This window comes from Faecalibacterium sp. PGM34 (assembly GCF_054456555.1).
This window is the reverse complement of record NZ_CM136898.1, coordinates 1,779,396-1,797,497: the sequence shown is the minus strand read 5'-3', so window position 1 is coordinate 1,797,497 and position 18,102 is coordinate 1,779,396. Positions and strand designations below refer to the sequence as shown.

18 protein-coding genes are annotated in these 18,102 nt (G+C 57.3%); 12 read left to right on the top strand and 6 right to left on the bottom strand.

Features of this window, described 5'->3' with window-relative positions:
- Window positions 1-10 precede the first annotated feature (10 nt).
- The 4 genes from ACXPUX_RS08330 to prfB form a co-directional block, all read right to left on the bottom strand.
- Complete coding sequence (locus ACXPUX_RS08330) at window positions 11-730, bottom strand: DNA alkylation repair protein (RefSeq protein WP_458827894.1); 720 nt, start codon at window positions 728-730, stop codon at window positions 11-13.
- Between the two features lie 139 nt (window positions 731-869).
- The gene (spo0A, locus tag ACXPUX_RS08325; protein ID WP_458827893.1) at window positions 870-1,628 is read right to left on the bottom strand and encodes a sporulation transcription factor Spo0A; all 759 of its coding nucleotides are present in this window, start codon (window positions 1,626-1,628) and stop codon (window positions 870-872) included.
- Between the two features lie 119 nt (window positions 1,629-1,747).
- The gene (spoIVB, locus tag ACXPUX_RS08320) at window positions 1,748-2,971 is read right to left on the bottom strand and encodes a SpoIVB peptidase (RefSeq protein ID WP_458827892.1); all 1,224 of its coding nucleotides are present in this window, start codon (window positions 2,969-2,971) and stop codon (window positions 1,748-1,750) included.
- 116 nt (window positions 2,972-3,087) lie between these two features.
- Entirely contained in the window at window positions 3,088-4,209 is a 1,122-nt protein-coding gene (gene prfB / locus ACXPUX_RS08315; protein ID WP_458827891.1) for a peptide chain release factor 2, read from the bottom strand.
- A 259-nt stretch (window positions 4,210-4,468) separates the two neighbouring features.
- Here prfB and ACXPUX_RS08310 point away from each other — a divergent pair, with 259 nt between their 5' ends.
- Both ACXPUX_RS08310 and ACXPUX_RS08305 read left to right on the top strand, forming a co-directional pair.
- Entirely contained in the window at window positions 4,469-5,458 is a 990-nt protein-coding gene (locus tag ACXPUX_RS08310; RefSeq protein ID WP_458827890.1) for an RING finger protein, read from the top strand.
- 78 nt (window positions 5,459-5,536) lie between these two features.
- Window positions 5,537-6,412, top strand: coding sequence for a UTP--glucose-1-phosphate uridylyltransferase (locus tag ACXPUX_RS08305; protein WP_458827889.1), 876 nt, complete (start codon window positions 5,537-5,539; stop codon window positions 6,410-6,412).
- 138 nt (window positions 6,413-6,550) lie between these two features.
- Here the strand turns inward: ACXPUX_RS08305 and ACXPUX_RS08300 are convergent, their stop codons facing one another.
- Window positions 6,551-7,744: a cation:proton antiporter gene (locus tag ACXPUX_RS08300; RefSeq protein ID WP_458827888.1), complete on the bottom strand. Its 1,194-nt coding sequence runs from the start codon at window positions 7,742-7,744 to the stop codon at window positions 6,551-6,553.
- Between the two features lie 281 nt (window positions 7,745-8,025).
- Between ACXPUX_RS08300 and rpsF the strand changes: the two genes are divergently transcribed.
- The 10 genes from rpsF (at window position 8,026) to ACXPUX_RS08250 (ending at window position 16,550) form a co-directional block, all read left to right on the top strand.
- Window positions 8,026-8,310 carry a 30S ribosomal protein S6 gene (gene rpsF, locus ACXPUX_RS08295; RefSeq protein WP_005923879.1) on the top strand — a complete coding sequence of 95 codons (285 nt, stop codon included), beginning with the start codon at window positions 8,026-8,028 and terminating at the stop codon, window positions 8,308-8,310.
- Window positions 8,311-8,340: 30 nt separating this feature from the next.
- Entirely contained in the window at window positions 8,341-8,820 is a 480-nt protein-coding gene (locus ACXPUX_RS08290; RefSeq protein ID WP_055185153.1) for a single-stranded DNA-binding protein, read from the top strand.
- A 46-nt stretch (window positions 8,821-8,866) separates the two neighbouring features.
- A complete protein-coding gene (gene rpsR, locus ACXPUX_RS08285; protein WP_371287734.1) occupies window positions 8,867-9,124 on the top strand; it encodes a 30S ribosomal protein S18 in 258 nt (85 codons plus the stop codon).
- 521 nt (window positions 9,125-9,645) lie between these two features.
- The gene (locus tag ACXPUX_RS08280) at window positions 9,646-10,653 is read left to right on the top strand and encodes a LacI family DNA-binding transcriptional regulator (protein ID WP_458827886.1); all 1,008 of its coding nucleotides are present in this window, start codon (window positions 9,646-9,648) and stop codon (window positions 10,651-10,653) included.
- Window positions 10,654-10,727: 74 nt separating this feature from the next.
- Entirely contained in the window at window positions 10,728-12,068 is a 1,341-nt protein-coding gene (locus ACXPUX_RS08275; RefSeq protein WP_458827885.1) for an ABC transporter substrate-binding protein, read from the top strand.
- A gap of 101 nt (window positions 12,069-12,169) precedes the next feature.
- Window positions 12,170-13,021, top strand: a complete 852-nt coding sequence (locus ACXPUX_RS08270) for a carbohydrate ABC transporter permease (protein ID WP_458827884.1) — start codon at window positions 12,170-12,172, stop codon at window positions 13,019-13,021.
- Window positions 13,021-13,863 (top strand): carbohydrate ABC transporter permease, encoded by an 843-nt coding sequence (locus ACXPUX_RS08265; RefSeq protein WP_458827883.1) that lies wholly within the window; start codon window positions 13,021-13,023, stop codon window positions 13,861-13,863. Before ACXPUX_RS08270 ends, ACXPUX_RS08265 begins: the two co-directional genes overlap by 1 nt.
- A gap of 13 nt (window positions 13,864-13,876) precedes the next feature.
- A complete protein-coding gene (gene malQ, locus ACXPUX_RS08260; RefSeq protein ID WP_458827882.1) occupies window positions 13,877-15,349 on the top strand; it encodes a 4-alpha-glucanotransferase in 1,473 nt (490 codons plus the stop codon).
- 336 nt (window positions 15,350-15,685) lie between these two features.
- Complete coding sequence (locus ACXPUX_RS08255) at window positions 15,686-16,153, top strand: hypothetical protein (RefSeq protein ID WP_458827881.1); 468 nt, start codon at window positions 15,686-15,688, stop codon at window positions 16,151-16,153.
- Window positions 16,154-16,187: 34 nt separating this feature from the next.
- A complete protein-coding gene (locus tag ACXPUX_RS08250; RefSeq protein WP_458827880.1) occupies window positions 16,188-16,550 on the top strand; it encodes a hypothetical protein in 363 nt (120 codons plus the stop codon).
- A 59-nt stretch (window positions 16,551-16,609) separates the two neighbouring features.
- On the opposite strand, the gene ACXPUX_RS08245 is transcribed toward ACXPUX_RS08250, so the two are convergent.
- The gene (locus tag ACXPUX_RS08245; RefSeq protein ID WP_458827879.1) at window positions 16,610-17,902 is read right to left on the bottom strand and encodes a galactokinase; all 1,293 of its coding nucleotides are present in this window, start codon (window positions 17,900-17,902) and stop codon (window positions 16,610-16,612) included.
- Window positions 17,903-18,102: the final 200 nt, after the last annotated feature.

The window sequence follows — 18,102 nt, the reverse complement described above, 5'->3', positions numbered from 1 at the left end:
TTGTAAACAGTCAAACGCACCGTTCTTCGCAAAGCTTTTGTGAACGAATGCGCAGTGCCCGCAAAGCCTGCTTTTGCTCCGGGGGGATGCGGCGGCTTTCTACTGCTTTCTGGATGGTCTTGTTGTGCGTCCACACGTCCAGCCGCTTTTCGGTCAGCCACGGCAGTGCCGCTGCGGGCTGCTTTGCCAGTGCAGTGGCAAAATACCACGCTCGCATCATATTGACATAGTATTCCTCGCTGTGCACCGCCGCCACCCAAGCCAGATATTCCGGCCGGAAGGCATCGTCTAGATAATACCGCATCAGCATCCCAATTCCGTAGCGCACGGTATACGTCCGGTCAGAGCCCAGCCAGCGCCGGATAGCACACAGCAGTTCCGGCTTGTGCTGCGCAAACACCTTGGGGCTGAAGCTGTCGCACACTGCCCAGTTATCCACATAGGGCAAAAAGCGCTCGGTGGCCGCCAGCGCTGTGCCGTAATCCCGGATAGGCTCCAGCAGAAAGGTGTGGAGGGCGTTTTCTTCATAATAAAAATGCGGCAGTTTTTGCAGAAACATCTCCGCTTCCGGGGTGTCTGCCAGTTGCTTTGCCAGCCTGCGCAGCAGCGGCACCCGCACCCCGATCACCGTTTCCGGTGGCAGAGTGGGCATCAGGCGGCTGTAAAAGATCTGATATTCCTTATCTTGCAGCGCAAACAGCTGCGCACGGATCACATCCACTTCCGGCATTTTGTCACTTCCCTTCTGCATCATTGTACCAGATGGGAGGGGAAATGCAAAGAGAAAAGGCTCCACCTTTCTCAGATGAAGCCTTCGGATTATCCCATGCTTTTATAAATGTATGTCCATCCCTTTTTTTATTGGCTTTTCACCCCACCCGCTGCCGTTTATCCAGCCGCATCTTGTCGGCTATCATCGCAATAAATTCACTGTTGGTGGGTTTGCCGCGCAGGTTATGGATGGTATAGCCAAAGTAGCTGTTGAGGGTGTCCACGTCTCCCCTGTCCCATGCCACCTCGATGGCGTGGCGGATGGCGCGCTCCACGCGGCTGGCGGTAGTGCCGTTTTTCTTGGCAATTTCCGGGTACAGGCGCTTGGTCACGGCGTTGATGTACTCCGGCTCGTTCATGGTGAGCAGGATGGCATCCCGCAGGAACTGGTAACCCTTGATGTGAGCGGGCACGCCGATCTGGTGCAATATTTCGGTGACGGTCAGCTCGTCACTGTCCACACTGGTGTGGAGCAGGTGCTTTTCCTGTCCGCTGGCTGCCTTGAGCACCCGGGCTGCAAGGACGTTTTCGTCAAAGGGCTTGACGAAATAGTAGGCAAAGCCCTCGTCCAGCAGCTCCTGTACCATTTCCTCGCTCTGGAACGCGCCGGTGACAAAAAACGAGGTGTGGCGCTCGCCTGCGGCATTGTAGCGCTGCTTGACTGCCAGCGCATCCAGCCCGGGCATAAAGGCGTCCAGCAGCACTACCTGCGGGTGAACGGCCAGCATCTTCTGCAAAACTTTATTTCCATCCTTTTCCACAATGGTTACTTCCACGCCCTTTTGCTCCAGCGCCTCGCGGCAGGCTTCTGTGATCTGAGCACCGGTATCCGACATCAAGAATCTCACTTTATCCATGGTTGTTTCCTCCAATGTGTGCAGTTCCCTTAACACCATGGATTTTACCATAATTTTCCAGGAAGTTCAACGGTTTATTTTGGGAAATTATGGAAATTCAGCTCGAATGTCATACTTTTTTATGCTGCCACGTCCGTTCCGGCCACGGAATGTGCCTGTTCCAGCATGGTTTGCGCAAAAATACCGTAGCCGCGTGTCGGGTCATTGACCAGCACATGGGTCACCGCGCCCACCAGCCGCCCGTTTTGCAGGATAGGGCTGCCGCTCATTCCCTGCACGATGCCGCCGGTCTGCGCCAGCAGTGCCGGGTCGGTGACGCGCAGCACCATATTGCGGCGCGGGTCGGCATCGTTCACCTTTTCAATATAGACACGGTAGCTGCGGGGTGTTTCGCCGCTGGTAGTGGTCAGGATCTCTGCCGCGCCGGGCAGCACCTCCTGCGCAAAAGCAAGTTCCGTCTGCTGCCCGGCAATGGCGGTGCTCACCGTACCGTAGACGCCGTTTTCGCCGTTGATGCAGATCCTGCCAAGGGCGTGGTCGCTGAGGAATTTGCCCTTCAGCTCCCCGGGGCTTCCGGCGGTGCCGCTGGTGCAGCCCACGATCTGGCAGGCCACGATCTCGCCGCTGCGCAGGGCGACCTGCTCGCCGGTGTCGCTGTCGCTGATGGGGTGTCCCAGCCCGGCAAACACCCCAGCCTGCGCATCCATAAAGGTCAGGGTGCCCACCCCGGCGGAAGAATCCCGCACCCACATCCCTGCCCGCCATTGGGCGTTCTGCGTATCCCACACCGGCAAAAGGGTGGTCTGCCGCTGCTCCCCCTTGCGGACGTAGACCACATCCACCGCCGCACCGGCAGCGGCTTCCAGCGCAGCATGGACCTGCTCGTTGGTCTCGGTGACGGTGTTCCCCATGCGGATGACCCGGTCACCCAGCCGCAGTCCCGCCTGCTTTGCAGGGTTCACCGTACCGGCGGCAGTGTGCACCTCGGAAAAGCCCACCACAAGCGCCCCCTCCGAGAACATCTTCACCCCAAAGGGCGTGCCGCATACCGTGACCGTGGGGCGTTGCATCACGGTGGCGCGGATGGTCTTGACCGGTAGCCAGCCGCCCAGCGCCAGCGTAGTCTGATAGCTGCCCGCTGCCCGGGTGCTGGCTACATTACGGCTGCCGTGTCCGCGCAGCGGCTCCACCCAGCAAAAGCGCGGCAACGTAAGCTGCTGCTCCGGTTCCAGATAGACCTCCTCCGGCAGGGCGCACCACAGCCAGCCCAGCGCCGCCACGGCGGCCACCAGCAGATAGGCACCCATGATCTTACCCCACCGGACGATGCTGTGCTTGGACATTTTACGGCCTCCCTGCGCATTTTTCGGGGTTAGTATGCGCAGAAAGGGACGAAAAAACCGCACCCGCATCCAAAAATGGACACAGGTGCGGTTATGGTTTTTACAGGGACAGGCGCTTATGCGTCCTGCAGCTCGCCGCGGCTGGCGGCCTTGAGGTAGGCGAAGATAAACTCATCGATATCGCCATCCATCACGGCATCCACATTGCCGGTCTCGTAGTTGGTGCGGTGATCCTTGACCATGGTGTAGGGCATGAACACATAGCTGCGGATCTGGTGACCCCATGCGATCTCGTTCTGCACGCCCTTGATGTCGTCGATCTTATCCATGTGCTGCTGCTTAGCGATCTGGTAGAGTTTTGCTTTCAGCATTTCCATGGCGTAGTCACGGTTCTGGAACTGGCTGCGCTGGGTCTGGCAGCTGACCACGATGCCGGTAGGCTTGTGGATCAGACGGACAGCGGAAGAGGTCTTGTTGATGTGCTGGCCGCCGGCACCGGAGGAGCGGTACACCTGCATCTCGATATCCTCGGGGCGGATGTCCACCTGAATGGTGTTGTCCAGCTCGGGCATAACCTCCAGAGAGGCAAAGCTGGTCTGGCGGCGGGCGTTGGCGTCAAAGGGAGAGACACGCACCAGACGGTGCACGCCGTTCTCGCTCTTGAGCAGGCCGTAAGCGTTAGCACCCTTGACCATCATGGAAGCGCTCTTCAGACCGGCTTCATCGCCGTCCTGATAGTCCAGCACCTCCACGGTCATACCGTGTGCCTGTGCCCACTTATTATACATACGATACAGCATCTCGGCCCAGTCCTGTGCCTCGGTGCCGCCGGTGCCCGCGTGGAAGGTAAGGATGGCGTTGCTGTGGTCGTACTCGCCGTTCAGCATGGTCATCAGCTGCAGTTCCTCCACAGCCTTGCCCACGGTGTTCACGGCCTCTTCGGCCTCGGGGATCATGGCGGGGTCGTACTCCTCATCCAGCATCTCCAGCATGGTCTCGGCGTCATCGTACAGACCCTGCAGCTTTTCAAAGCGGTTCAGCTTGCCCTTCAGGTCGCCGACTTCGTCAAACACCTTTTTGCTCAGCTCTGCATCATCGTAAAAACCGGGGCGGGACATGGTGTGCTCCAGCTCCTGCACGCGCTTGCGGCTTGCTTCAATGGCCAGTGCTTCCTCCAGGTCCTTGACGGCCTTGGCGTGCTCGGCCAGCTGCACTTTCAGTTCATCAGTCGTGATCATTCTCTAAGTTCCTCTCGTTCAAGGGTTTCCATCATAGCAGATAACGTCCCCGGCAGGGTGCAAAACGCACGCACAGCGCGTATTTTCTGCCCTGCCAAAAGACACAGTTTATACACAGATACTTCATTAGTATACCGAGAATCTGTGATAAAGTAAAGAGGAAAAATACTATCTTGCCGGATTTTTAAAGATTTTCACCTTTTCTTTTCATTCCCGGGGGAGTATAATACCAGTATGATCGATTTCACAGGAGGATATCATGCCGAAATATTATGGCTGTCCCTGTGAGGGCTGCGGCAAGCCGCTGACCCTTCAGGACGACATCGTGGTCTGCCCGGACTGCGGAGCACCCTACCACCGCACCTGTTACGAGAAGATGGGTCTGTGCATCCACGCCCCCGCCCATGGCGCAGGCTATGAATGGAAGTTTCCTTATCAGGATGCGCAGCTGCGCACCTGCCCCACCTGCGGGGAGCGCACCCTGCGCAGCGAAAGCGTCTGCCGCTGCTGCGGCGCTGCCCTGCCCCCTGAGAGTGCAGAACAGCCCAACGACCGCGCTGCCGCCAGCGCCGAGCAGAACCGGGATTTTGATTACAGCGGGATGTACCGGGACGAAATGTACCGGAACTTCACCGAAAAGGTCGTTGACCCGGTGCACCGCAACGTGCGCGCCGCCTTTGGCAAGGATGAACTGATTGACGGCGTACCCTATCAGGACTGGGTGGATTTTATCGGCACGGCCGCGCCGGTCTATCTGAACGATTACAGCCAGATGCAGCTGCGCCACTCCAAGATCTCCATGAGTTTTTCAGCGCTGCTGTTTGGTCCGTTCTACTTTTTCTACCGTAAGGCGTGGAAGCCCGCCTTCGGCTTTCTGGCCGCAGAACTGCTGCTGTTCATTCCTACCTTGATCAGTATGATGCAGACCACCGGCAGCCCCCTGACCGCCGGGATCAGCGCCGCTACGCTGGTAGTGCTGAGCCGCATCATGTCCCTTCTCAGCTTTGCACTGATGCTGGTACGGGGGCTGTACGGCAAGTGGCTCTACCGCCGCAGCGCAGCAGCACGCATCCGCCGCATCCGTGCCGAGTTCCCGGACCCGGAGCAGCGCCGCGCCGTGCTGAACGCACAGGGCGGTGTCAGCTTTGCAGCCTGCATCGGAGCGTTCATCCTGCTGATGATCGTGGGCAGCCTTTGCTCCATGCTGCTGGGGCCGGACCTGAACGCACTGGTAGGCACCTTTATTTGATTCTGTTTCACGCAGGATGGGGATCCTGCCGAAAAGCGCGGTTCGCCGTGCATAAAATGAGAACATGGGAGAATCATTATGAAAAAAGTCACCAAAGCCGTTATTCCGGCTGCGGGTCTTGGTACCCGCGTACTGCCTGCTACCAAGGCAATGCCCAAGGGTATGCTGCCCCTCGTGGACAAGCCCGCCATCCAGTATCTGGTGGAGGAGGCCGTCCGCTCCGGCATTACCGATATTTTGATCATTCTGGGCCGCAACCAGAGCATTATTGAGGATCATTTTGACCGCAGCCCTGAGCTGGAGGAAAAGCTGGCCAAGCCCGGCAAGGAAAAGATGCTGGAAGAGTGTCTGGGCATTGCCAATCTGGCCAACATCCTGTTTGTGCGCCAGAAGGAGACGCTGGGTCTGGGCCATGCAGTCAACACCGCCAAGGCCTTTACTGGTGATGATCCCTTTGTGGTCATCTACGGCGATGATGTGATCTGGGGTGAGGATCCGGTCTGCGCCCAGCTGATCCGTGCCTACGAGGAGTTTGGCCGTCCGGCTGCCGGTGTATCTGCTGTGCCTTGGGAGGACGTGAGCCGCTATTGCAGCTTGAAGACTACTCCCCTCCACGACAACTACTTCTTTGTGGATGATATGATCGAGAAGCCCAAGAAGGGGCAGGAGTTCAGCAACTATTCCATTCTGGGCCGTGTGCTGCTGACCCCGGAGATCTACGAGATTCTTGCCCACACCAAGCCCGGTGCCGGCGGCGAGATCCAGCTGACCGATGCCATGGCAGAGTATGCCCGCACCCGCGGCGGCATGACCGCTGTGGAGTTTAGCGGCAAGCACTACGATATGGGCAACAAGCTCAAGGTCGTGGAGGCGCAGGTGGAGCTGGCATTGCAGCATCCCGAGATCGGCGAGGAGTTCCGCGCCTACCTGAAGGAGTTCTGCAAGACGCTGTAATGTAAAATAATTGCTGCGCAAATAAAAGCGGGGCGGCTGCACATGGTTTCGTGCAGCCGCCCCGCTTTTGCAAATATAGATGAAAAAGGGTTTCCGAAACGCCCGCAGGCGTTTCGGAAACCCAAATACAAACCTGATTTATTTTGCCTGACTGGGATGCGGCACGGGCGGGTGCTTGGTGAACATCGCTTTGAGTGCCAGCGGGGTGGTCACGCTGGACACCACGATCAGCAGGATCACTGCGGTGAAGTAGACCGGATCTACCACGCCGATGGCCAAGCCCTTCTGTGCCACGATCAGCGCCACCTCGCCGCGGGTCATCATACCGACACCGACCTTCAGGGAATCGTCCCAGTTGAAGCGGCAGACCTTTGCAGCCAGACCGCAGCCGATGATCTTGGTGATCAGTGCCACCACCACAAAGCAGACGCAGAAGAGTAAAATCTCCGGGGTCAGGCCGCTGATATCGGTCTTGAGGCCGATGGAGGCAAAGAAGATGGGCGCAAAGATGACGTAGTTGCTGATATCCACCCGGCGCTCCACATAGGGTGCGTCATCCATGGTGCACAGCACGATGCCTGCAATGTAAGCACCAGTGATATCGGCGATGCCGAAGTACTCCTCTGCAATGTAGGCCATGGCAAAGCAGAACGCCATGCTTACAATAGTGATACGCTGGGTGTGAGGATTGCGCTGATCCAGCCACTTCATGGCGTAGTGCACCACAAGGCCAACGCCCAGTGCGGTGGCAAAGAACAGCAGGGTGTTGAACAGCACCTTACCCAGACCCGTACCGGTGCCGCTGCTGGCGCCCAGCACACAGGTGAGCACCACGATGCCGATGACGTCATCAATGACAGCGGCGCTGACGATGGTCGTGCCCAGGAAGCTCTTCAGGTGACCAAGCTCCTGCAAGGTAGCCACCGTGATGGACACACTGGTAGCGGTCATAATGGTACCGATGAACAGCGCCCGGTAGAACTCCGGGCTGCCAACTGCGGCAAATCCATAGAACGCACCATATAATAAGGTGCCGCCCACCAGAGGCACAGCCACGCCAACCGTGGCGATCAGGGTGGCGATGGGGCCTGCCTTGATCAGCTCTTTCAGGTTGGTGCCGAGGCCGGTGGTGAACATGAGCATCACAACGCCGATCTCTGCAAAGATGGAGATGGAGTCGCTGATCTGCACCAGATTCAGCAAACAGGGGCCGATGAGCAGGCCGGCGATGATCTCGCCCACCACCTGCGGAGCCTTGCATTTGCGTGCCAGCAGACCAAAGAATTTCGCGCTTAAGATGATAATTGCCAGATCTCGAAACAACGAATACATGGATTACCCTCCTTTGATTTTTCCCACTTCCCTGCCACTGCCGGAGCCTTGACCCTGCCTTAATACAGGGAAATCGTCTACATTATAGTCCTTTTTACCAAAAAATGCAAAACATTTTTTATCGTTCTTTTTGCCGAAATAGCTTGACAGAAGCAAAGAAGCTTGCTATAATAAATTGCTGTCTGAACAGACACGCCGCACAGGCCGCGATGCCGCAGCCTGTGTACCCTTGGCCTTGCAGATCCGCAGGGCCCTCAAGTCCAAAAGGAGGTGCTACAAAAATGGCAAAGTACGAAACCATGCTGATTACCAGCGCCGCTCTCGATGAGGAGGCTTCCGCCGCTCTGGTGGGTAAGTTCAAGTCCCTGATCGAGGCTAACGGTACGATCGATTCTATCGACGAGTGGGGCAAGCGCCGTCTGGCCTACCCCATCAACGACGAGGAAGAGGGCGTCTACACCGTGATCAACTTCACCAGCGAGCCCAGCTTCCCCGCTGAGCTGGACCGTGTGTACAAGATCACTGAAGGCGTTATGCGCAGCCTGATCATTGCTCACGAGGAGTAATTCTTCTGTGACAGAAAGGGAAACCGTATTATGTTGAATGTTGTTGCTATCATGGGTCGCCTTGCGCGTGACCCTGAAATGCGTCAGACCACTACCGGCAAGAACGTTGCTTCGTTCCGCATTGCCTGCGACCGTGGGCGCCGCGATGCCAATGGGCAGAGCGTGGCGGACTGGATCGATGTGGTTGCATGGGATCGGCAGGCCGAGTTTGTCTGCCGCTATTTCCAGAAAGGTTCCCTGATCGTTGTGGACGGCCGTTTGCAGTCCCGTCAGTATCAGGATAAGACCGGCGCAAACCGCACTGCCGTTGAAGTGGTTGCCAGCAACATCAACTTTGCAGGCCCCAAGAGCAGCAATGCAGGTGACGGAAACGGCTATCAGAATGCCGCTCCGTCCTACCAGAACGCAGCGCCTGCCCGCCCGGCTGCTGTGGAGGCAGCTCCCAGCTACTCTGCCGGTAATGCAGACGACTTCGCCGTCATTGATGACAGCGATGACCTGCCGTTCTGACACGAAACGGTCCATCCGTTAAAAATCCAATAGGAGGTAATAAGCAATGGCTTTTGAAAAAACCGAAGGCTCTCGCCCCGCACGCCCCATGCGTCGCGGCCGCAAGAAGGTTTGCAGCTTCTGTGTCGATCGCATCGACACCATCGATTACAAGGACGTGCCCCGTCTGCGTAAGTACGTCTCTGAGCGTGCTAAGATCATTCCCCGCCGCGTGACCGGCACCTGCGCTTACCATCAGCGCGCACTGACCATCGCCATCAAGCGTGCTCGTCACGTTGCTCTGATGCCCTACGTCAGCGACTAATCTTTAAAGAACCAACCCGATCAAAATAATCAGCAATCAGCAAGGCGCTCTCACCGATGACAAGGTGAGAGCGTTTTTTGTTGTCCTTTCCCAGGTGGCACTTTCCCTGCCCCACTGCCTTGATCCGCCAGCGCGGTGCGCTGCCTGCTTTCCTGTTTTGTGTACGCAGCTCCCGCACCAAGGCTGACCAGAATACAGTGCCGGAGCATTTCTCGGGAACGTTTCCGCTGCTTTGTTCTTGTATACAATTCACAAATTCTCCACTAGCGGCGTATAAAAAGTTACAAACCGGTACGATAATTCCCGGTCGGTTTTGACTTATACCGGGAATTCCCGGCATTTTCAGATCTACTGCTTTGTGTGCAAATCAAACTGCACAAACGTGCAGGAACCAGTTGAACACTTTGTACAAAGTTGCATTCACCTTATTGATTTTTTGTACAAAATGTGCCATACTAATGTCACTGGGAACGTTCCCGACAACGTTCCCGAAATATTTTCAGAAAGTGAGGCTCTCCGACATGGCAAACCTGACCATCAAGGATATCGCACGGATCAGCGGCTGCTCCGTCAGCACCATCTCCCGTGTGATCAACGATAGGCCGGATGTCCGTCCGGAGACCAAGGAGCATGTTCTGAAAGTGATGCGGGAGGCCGGGTTCGTGCCCAACACCAACGCCAGACAGCTGAAGATCCAGCAGTCCCGCAGCCTTGTGTTTGTGGTAAAGGGCACCCGGAACATCTTTTTTTCCGATTTTCTGGTGCAACTCCAGCGCGCCGCTACCCTGTACGGGTACAACGGCATCGTCTCTTATCTGGACGAGAACGCCAACGAGATCGACGCCGCCGAAAAGATCCTGCGGGAGATCAAGCCCAAGGGCATCATTTTCCTAGGCGGCAGCGTGGCCAACTTTCAGCGGGGCTTCGACCGTATCAATGTTCCCTCGGTGCTCACCACGCTGGTCACGGACGAGTTGGACTTTCCCAATCTTTCCATGGTGGGCGTGGATGACCGGGCAGCGGCCTATACCGCTGTGGACTACCTCATCCGGCAGGGACACCGCAAGATCGCCGTTTTGGGCGGTCCGGTGACCAGCTACCCCAGTCTGATGCGCCGTCAGGGCGCACAGCAGGCCATGGAGGATGCGGGCATCCTGTTCAACGACAAGCTGTACGGCCTGTCCAACTACGATTTTGAATCCGCCTACCACGCCATGAACAGTCTACTGGCCCGCCGGGCAGAGTTCACTGCCCTGTTCGCCATGAGCGATGTCATCGCCTTTGGCGCCATCCGGGCGCTGGTGAGCGCCGGGTTCCGAGTGCCGGAGGATGTTTCGGTGATCGGCTTTGACGGCATCACGATGTCCCGCTACTGCGTGCCGGTCATGACCACCATCGTCCAGCCCAGCGAGCAGATCGCACTGCAAAGCATCGAGTTGCTGGTGCGGCAGATCGAGCACGGCTCCCCTGCCCAGACCGTGACTCTGCAGCCGGAATTGCAGCAGGGCGAAAGCGTAAGGGCAATTTAAATTTTGTATTCCCTCCGTCGAAGGACGGAGAGTATATAGTTGATCTGTAATTTTAATAAGAAGGAGAACTTATTATGAAAAAGATGATCACTCGTCGTAACTTCCTGAAGGCCGCTGGCGTTTCTGCCGCTGCTCTGGGTCTGGCTGCCTGCGGCGGCTCCTCCAGCAGCACCGCTTCCTCTGCTGCCAGTTCTACCGCTGCTTCCAGCACCGCTGCAAAGGCAGACGGCAAGGTCTACTACCTGAACTTCAAGCCCGAGCAGGATCAGGCTTGGCAGGATCTGGCTAAGGCTTACACCGAGGAAACCGGCGTGCCTGTGACCGTTGTGACCGCTGCTTCCGGCCAGTACGAGACCACCCTGATGAGCGAGATGGAAAAGAGCGAGGCTCCCACCCTGTTCCAGGTCAACGGCCCTGTGGGTCTGGCCAACTGGAAGGATTACTGCTACGACCTGTCCGGCAGCCCGCTGTATGGCGAGCTGACCAGCGATTCCTTCGCCCTGAAGGACGGCGACGCTGTTACCAGCATTGCATACGTTATTGAGACCTACGGCATCATCTACAACAAGGAGCTGCTGACCGCCGCTGGTTACAAGCAGGAGGACATCAAGAGCTTTGCCGATCTGAAGAAGGTTGCTGACGACATTCAGGCTCGCAAGGCTGAGCTGGGCGTGGACGGTGCTTTCACCTCTGCCGGCATGGACGGTTCTTCTGACTGGCGCTTCAAGACCCATCTGGCAAACCTGCCCATCTACTACGAGTACAAGGCAGACGGCATTGGCTCCACCGACGCCATCAAGGGCACCTATCTGGACAACTACAAGCAGATCTGGGATCTGTACATCACCGATTCCACCTGCGACCCCAAGCTGCTGGCTTCCAAGACCGGCAACGATGCTGTTGCTGAGTTTGTGGGCAAGAAGGCTGTGTTCTACCAGAACGGCACCTGGGCTTACGGCGATGTGAAGGATCTGGGCGACGACAATCTGGGTATGCTGCCCATCTACATCGGCGTGGACGGCGAGGAGAATCAGGGTCTGTGCACCGGTTCCGAGAACTTCTGGTGTGTCAACAACACCTCTTCCGAGGCTGACATTCAGGCAACTCTGGACTTCCTGTACTGGTGTGTCACTTCCGACAAGGGCACCTCTGCCATGGCAAACGACATGGGCTTCGTGATCCCCTTCAAGAAGGCAAAGGATTCCACCAACCCCCTGATCACCATTGCAAACCAGTATGTGGCCGATGGCAAGACCAGTGTTGACTGGTGCTTCTCCACCATGCCTTCCGAGGAGTGGAAGAATGGCGTGGGCAGCGCTTTGACTGCATACGCAGCAGGCACCGGTAAGTGGGACGACGTTGTCACCGCATTTGTGGACGGCTGGGCCAAGGAGTACAAGCTGGCCAACGGCTAAGCCTTTGACCGGATATCTCCCTAGAAATTAAACGGGAGGCGGGCGAAAAGTTCGCCCGCCTCCTTTCTTTTTTATCAGACAGTTCCCTCAGGAGGTATATCATGCAAAAAGCCATCAGTAAATACTGGCCGATATTTGTGCTGCCTACTCTGGTCGCCTTTATCATCGGCTTTATCTGGCCCTTTATCTGGGGCGTTTACCTGTCCTTCCAGCGGTTCACTACCGTTTCCAAGACCACCTTTGTGGGCATCCAGAACTACATCTCGGTATTTCAGGATTCCACCTTTCTGCACGCCTTTGGCTTTACGGCGGCGTTTACCGTGGTAAGCACTGTGCTTATCAATGTGTGCGCTTTTGCCATTGCACTGGTGCTGACCCGCGGCATCAAGGGCACCAACATCTTCCGTACCGTGTTCTTTATGCCCAACCTGATCGGCGGCATCCTGCTGGGCTACATCTGGCAGATCCTGCTCAACGGCGTGCTGGCCAACCTGCAGAAGCCCCTGCTGGCACTGGATGCCAAGGCCGGTTTTGTCGGTCTGGTCATCCTGATGTGCTGGCAGCAGATCGGCTACATGATGATCATTTATGTGGCTGGCCTGCAGAGCGTGCCCGGCGACCTGATTGAGGCCGCTAAGATCGACGGTGCCAACGACCGCGAGATCCTGTTCAAGATCAAGGTCCCCATGGTCATGCCCAGTGTGACCATCTGCACCTTCCTGACCCTGACCAACAGCTTCAAGCTGTTCGACCAGAACGTGGCCCTGACCGCAGGCGAGCCCGCCAACGCAAGTGAAATGCTGGCACTGAACATCTACAACACCTTCTACGGCCGCTCCGGCGCACAGTGGAAGGGCATTGGTCAGGCAAAGGCTGTTGTGTTCTTCCTGATCGTTGTGGTCATCTCGCTGATCCAGCTCCACTTTACCCGCTCTAAGGAGGTGCAGCAGTAATGTCGAAACAGAAAAAAGCCTGGGATGTCATCCTTGCTGTTGTAATGGTGCTTCTCTGCCTGCTGTGGATCTACCCCATCGTACTGATCCTGCTGAACAGCTTAAAGATCGAAGGCAGCTTTACCACCTCTACGGTGTTTCGTCTGCCCACCGCCGAAACCTTTGCCGGACTGCGCAACTACGTTTACGGCGTGACCAAGATGGACTTTCTCTCCAGCATGGGTTACAGCCTTCTGATCACCATCAGCAGTGTGGTGCTGATCCTGCTGTGCTGCTCCATGACTGGTTGGTACCTGACCCGCGTGAACAACAAGCTGAGCAAGTTCATGAACCTGCTGATCGTGTTCTCCATGGTCGTACCCTTCCAGATGGTCATGTTCACCCTGTCCAAGACTGCTGACCGGCTGAAGCTGAACACCCCGTGGAACATCTGCATCATCTATCTGGGCTTCGGCGCCGGTCTGGCCGTGTTCATGTTCACCGGCTTTATGAAGAGCGTGCCCATGGAGATTGAGGAAGCTGCCATGATCGATGGCTGCAATCCCATCCAGATCTTCTTCAAGATTGTGTTCCCCATCCTGAAGCCTACCATGATCTCCACTGCTATTCTGGAGACCATGTGGGTGTGGAACGACTATCTGCTGCCCACGCTGGTGCTGGACATCAAGAAATACCGCACCATCCCCATGGCCATCCAGTATTTCCGCGGCGGTTACGGCCGCGTGGAGCTGGCTCCCATGATGGCCTGCATCATCATTGCGATCATCCCCATTATTATCCTCTACATGACCTGCCAGAAGTACATCATCGAGGGTGTCGTGGCTGGTGCTGTAAAGGGCTAAGGAGGTGCACGGTATGCGTGCAAGCGGCATTCTGATGCCGGTGTTCAGTCTGCCGGGGCCTTTTGGCATCGGTACGCTGGGCAGTGAAGCGACCGCATTTGTTGATTTTCTGGCCGAGGCAAAGCAGACCTACTGGCAGATCTTGCCCATCGGCCCTACCGGCTATGGTGACAGCCCCTACCAGAGTTTTTCCGCCTTTGCCGGAAATCCCTACTTTATTGATTTCCGGCTGCTGGCGGCAGATGGCTACCTAACCGCCGAAGAGATCCCCGCCGCACAGCCGGTGGACACCGTTGACTACGGTGCGCTGTACAACCAGCGCCCGGTGCTGCTGAAAAAGGCCGCTGACCGGCTGCTGGCTGCCCCCTCCCCTGCCTACGAAGCCTTCTGCGCAGCGCAGAGCTTCTGGCTGGAGGACTACGCCCTGTTCATGGCGGTAAAGGCCGAGCAGGGGCAGGCTGGCCTTGCCGACTGGCCGGACACCCTGCGCTGCCGGGAGCCGGAAGCCATTGCCGCCGCAAAGGTACGGCTGGCCGACCAGATCTGCTACCACAAGGCGGTACAGTTCTTCTTCTACACCCAGTGGAACGCACTGAAAGCCTATGCCAACCGCAAGGGTGTCCTGCTGGTGGGCGATATCCCCATCTACGTCAGCCCGGATTCCAGCGACCTGTGGACCCACCCGGAGCTGTTCCAGACCGATGGACAGATGCATCTGACCCATGTAGCAGGCTGCCCGCCGGACGCCTTTGCGGCAGACGGCCAGCTGTGGGGCAACCCGCTGTACGACTGGCCCGCCCACAAGGCTACCAGTTTTGACTGGTGGAAGCGGCGCATGAAGCACGCCACCTCCATCTACGATGTGGTGCGCATCGACCACTTCCGCGGCTTCGAGAGCTACTATTCCATCCCTGCCGGAAGCACCACGGCTGCAGGCGGTCACTGGGAAAAAGGCCCCGACCGGGACTTTATCCACGCCATGCAGCAGACGCTGGGCGGCGGCAATATCATCGCCGAAGATCTGGGCTACTTGACCCCGGAGGTGAAGGCCATGCTGGCCGAAAGCGGTTACCCGGGCATGAAGATCATGCAGTTCGCCTTCGACAGCCGGGAGTCGGGCAACTACCTGCCCCACACCTACCCCCGCAACAGCGTGGTGTACACCGGCACCCACGACAACGTGACCACCGAGGGCTGGCGCAGCAACGCCAGTGCTGAGGACGTAGCTTACGCCTGCCGGTACCTGCGCTGCACACCGGAGACCCTGACCGAAGGCATGATCTGCGCATGCCTTGCCAGTGTTTCGGATACCGCCATTATCCCGCTGGCTGACTGGCTGCATCTGGGCAGCGAGGCCCGCATCAATACCCCCAGCACACAGGGCGCAAACTGGCACTGGCGGCTGACGCAGCCTCTGCCCGCCGCATTGGCCGGGCACATCGCCGAACTGACCACGCTGTATGAGCGCGTGCCGAAAGTGCTGTGACCCCGCTTTCCTTTCGCTTGGCATCCTGTAAAACACACAAGGCATCTGCTTTGCCCGCTGCTGCGTCCCGCGCAGCGGGTACGGGCAGATGCCTTTGTTATTGGCGTTTTTCAGCACGTTTTTGCTACAACATTTTTTCGCCGTGAAAAAGCAGGCATTTTGCGCATTTACAGCGTATTCAAGTCATTTTCTCGAAACAGCATCACAATATATTCACAAATGTATCATGGTTTTTAAACCCGCGCTCTCTTGTCATTTTTGTGCAGATATGCTACAATTCAGTTACTAGATGAACTGCCCCTTGGGGAGTTCTGTGTACGAAAGGAGTTTTCCATCATGGATCATACATATCAGCGCTCGTTACAGCTGCCTGCCGGCTACTCTGTGCTCTCTGCCGAGGAGATGACCTATACCGAGGGCGGTGCCCTTTCCATCAACATTACCCCCGAGCAGGTCATGGCCTTTGGCATCAATGTTACGGTAAACCTGCTGGGCATGATGGGTCGCTATGCGTTTCAGGCTGCAGTCTCCGGTATGCAGAATGCCCTGAACGATGGTTTGGGCGTCGGTGATGCCATTGGGCATTTCTGGGGCAAGCTGAACACCTGGAGCAAGGTTGCCACGGTCGGTCTGGCCGGTCTGGGCGGCTACTACGCCTATATTCAGGCACGCAGCATTTATCTTACCCTCAAGGGTTTTGTGACCGAGCTCAAGGATGCCGTTGACCAGTACAAGGCCGACAAACAGGCCGCTCAGGAGGCCGATCAGCAGAATTGTCTGCCTACTCTGGTAGCTCTGTGCTGATTTTTCATCGACCCGGAAAGGAGTGTTCTTATTTATGAAAAAGCTTCAGCTGCCCTCTTCCTACGCAGCCCTCTCCCCCGAGGAGCAGCGCGCCGCCTTTGGTGGCGGCGAATTCGGCGATGCCGTCGGCAGCTTTTTTGACAGTCTGCACTTCAATGATTTCTTCTGGGACGGCGGGCTGATCTCGTTTTCCTTCACCTTCGTGCCCATGCTGCTTTTCCGCATGATCAAGGCGGGTGTACAGACCGGGATCAAGATCTCTCAGCAGCTCGGCCGCTTGCTCGGCATCACCCGCGAGGCTACTGTCACTGCCGTCCAGTATCTGGATCATGCGCAGCGGAAGGACGCCCAGCCGGTCGAGAACTCTCTTCCTCAGCTTTTTTCGCTGCAACAGTAAGCCATAAAATAAGCCGTGCATCCCGGAGCATTCCGGCCATGCACGGCTTTTTGTTTTATTCAGATCAACCGGACTGCGCCCTGCTCCCGCAGGCGCAGCACATAGCAGCTGCCCTGCCCGAATACCCGCTCAATGGCTTCATGATACCGCCCGAGCAGCCGTCCGGGCACATAGGCTTGTATGGTGCCTGCAAAGCCGCCGCCCTGCATCCTCCACGCGCCCTCGGTGCCTTCCAGAATGCTCTGGCTCAGGACCAATGCCACCGACAGTCCCTGATGCCGCACATCCGCTGTACAGTACACGTTCTGGCACAGCGCAAAGGAAGCCTGTCCGCTCTGCTTCACCAGCCTTGCAAACACCGGGAACTGCTTTGCATAAAGTGCATCCCGCTGCGCCAGTGTGCGGGCGTTCTCCTCAAAATAATGGATCGCACGCAGCACCGCACGGTCTCCGCAGCGGCTGCGCAGGGCAGGCAGCGCCGCCCAGAACGCGCCCTCCTCCACCTGACCCAGCAGCGGCTTGCCGAAGCAGGCAGCCACCTGCTCCATTTCCTGCCGGATGGCTGCAAACTCGCCGGTCAGCTCACTGTGGCTGCCCCGGGTATCCGTGACGCAGAGGAACATTCCCTCCGGCAGCAGACCGTCCGCGTGGAGTTTCTCGATCTTTGGGGTGCGCGGAGCGGCAAAATCCGCAAAGATAATGCCGCCCACCGCACTGGTCAGCTGATCCAGCAGGCCGCTGGGCTTGCCGAAATAGGTATTTTCCGCATACTGGCAGATGCCAGCCAGCTCCGCCGGGGTCAGCCCGGTGCTGTATTCCTCGTTCCAGATGGATGCCATGCCCATCTCGAACGCCGCTGAGCTGGACAGCCCGGAGCCGCGCAGCACATCGCTGGCAGTATACGCGTCAAAGCCGCCTATTTGCTTACCCACCGCGCGGAACCCCTCGGCAATACCGCGGATCAGGCTGGCCGAGTGGGTGCTCTCCCCTGCCTGCGGCTCTGCGGCAGCAAGATCAATGACATCCAGCTTGTTGAACCCCCGGGACTTGACCCGCACATAGCCGTCCGTATTGCGGGCTGCCACTGCCACCAGATCCAGCGTGACCGCCGCCGCAAGACCGTAGCCGCCCTGATGATCCGTGTGGTTGCCGCCCAGCTCTGCACGCCCGGGTGCAGAGTACACTTGCACCTGCCGTCCGGGACCAAAATAGAGCTCGAACTGCTCCAGCGCAGCCGCATAGCGCCCGCGCTGCCGCTGCAGCACCGCCGGGTCTGCCCCATAAAGTGCAGCAAGTGCGGCATCCCAGCTGCCTTGCAGGATCTGTTCTCTGAGTTGTGCACTGGTGGCCATGACAGTTCCTCCCTCCAGAATAAACGATTCTGCTCTTTTTTGCCTATTGTAATTCATTTCGAGCGATTTTTCAATTTATTTGCCCTAAAAATCCAAATTTCGGCGTCAGGTGCAAAGAATAAGATGTACTTTTGTTGAATTTGCAGGGCGTTCTATGGTATACTGGATGCAGAATGTGACAGGACGGAGGTAAAGCTGCC

What these genes read in the sequence shown, in the direction of transcription:
- ACXPUX_RS08290 (WP_055185153.1), top strand. Translation starts at nt 8,341, where the DNA reads ATGTTGAATGTTGTTGCTATCATGGGTCGCCTTGCGCGTGACCCTGAA.
- ACXPUX_RS08250 (WP_458827880.1), top strand. Translation starts at nt 16,188, where the DNA reads ATGAAAAAGCTTCAGCTGCCCTCTTCCTACGCAGCCCTCTCCCCCGAG.
- rpsF (WP_005923879.1), top strand. Translation starts at nt 8,026, where the DNA reads ATGGCAAAGTACGAAACCATGCTGATTACCAGCGCCGCTCTCGATGAG.
- ACXPUX_RS08300 (WP_458827888.1), bottom strand. Translation starts at nt 7,744, where the DNA reads ATGTATTCGTTGTTTCGAGATCTGGCAATTATCATCTTAAGCGCGAAA.
- malQ (WP_458827882.1), top strand. Translation starts at nt 13,877, where the DNA reads ATGCGTGCAAGCGGCATTCTGATGCCGGTGTTCAGTCTGCCGGGGCCT.
- ACXPUX_RS08330 (WP_458827894.1), bottom strand. Translation starts at nt 730, where the DNA reads ATGCCGGAAGTGGATGTGATCCGTGCGCAGCTGTTTGCGCTGCAAGAT.
- ACXPUX_RS08245 (WP_458827879.1), bottom strand. Translation starts at nt 17,902, where the DNA reads ATGGCCACCAGTGCACAACTCAGAGAACAGATCCTGCAAGGCAGCTGG.
- ACXPUX_RS08275 (WP_458827885.1), top strand. Translation starts at nt 10,728, where the DNA reads ATGAAAAAGATGATCACTCGTCGTAACTTCCTGAAGGCCGCTGGCGTT.
- ACXPUX_RS08280 (WP_458827886.1), top strand. Translation starts at nt 9,646, where the DNA reads ATGGCAAACCTGACCATCAAGGATATCGCACGGATCAGCGGCTGCTCC.
- ACXPUX_RS08305 (WP_458827889.1), top strand. Translation starts at nt 5,537, where the DNA reads ATGAAAAAAGTCACCAAAGCCGTTATTCCGGCTGCGGGTCTTGGTACC.
- ACXPUX_RS08270 (WP_458827884.1), top strand. Translation starts at nt 12,170, where the DNA reads ATGCAAAAAGCCATCAGTAAATACTGGCCGATATTTGTGCTGCCTACT.
- rpsR (WP_371287734.1), top strand. Translation starts at nt 8,867, where the DNA reads ATGGCTTTTGAAAAAACCGAAGGCTCTCGCCCCGCACGCCCCATGCGT.
- ACXPUX_RS08310 (WP_458827890.1), top strand. Translation starts at nt 4,469, where the DNA reads ATGCCGAAATATTATGGCTGTCCCTGTGAGGGCTGCGGCAAGCCGCTG.
- spoIVB (WP_458827892.1), bottom strand. Translation starts at nt 2,971, where the DNA reads ATGTCCAAGCACAGCATCGTCCGGTGGGGTAAGATCATGGGTGCCTAT.
- spo0A (WP_458827893.1), bottom strand. Translation starts at nt 1,628, where the DNA reads ATGGATAAAGTGAGATTCTTGATGTCGGATACCGGTGCTCAGATCACA.
- prfB (WP_458827891.1), bottom strand. Translation starts at nt 4,209, where the DNA reads ATGATCACGACTGATGAACTGAAAGTGCAGCTGGCCGAGCACGCCAAG.
- ACXPUX_RS08265 (WP_458827883.1), top strand. Translation starts at nt 13,021, where the DNA reads ATGTCGAAACAGAAAAAAGCCTGGGATGTCATCCTTGCTGTTGTAATG.
- ACXPUX_RS08255 (WP_458827881.1), top strand. Translation starts at nt 15,686, where the DNA reads ATGGATCATACATATCAGCGCTCGTTACAGCTGCCTGCCGGCTACTCT.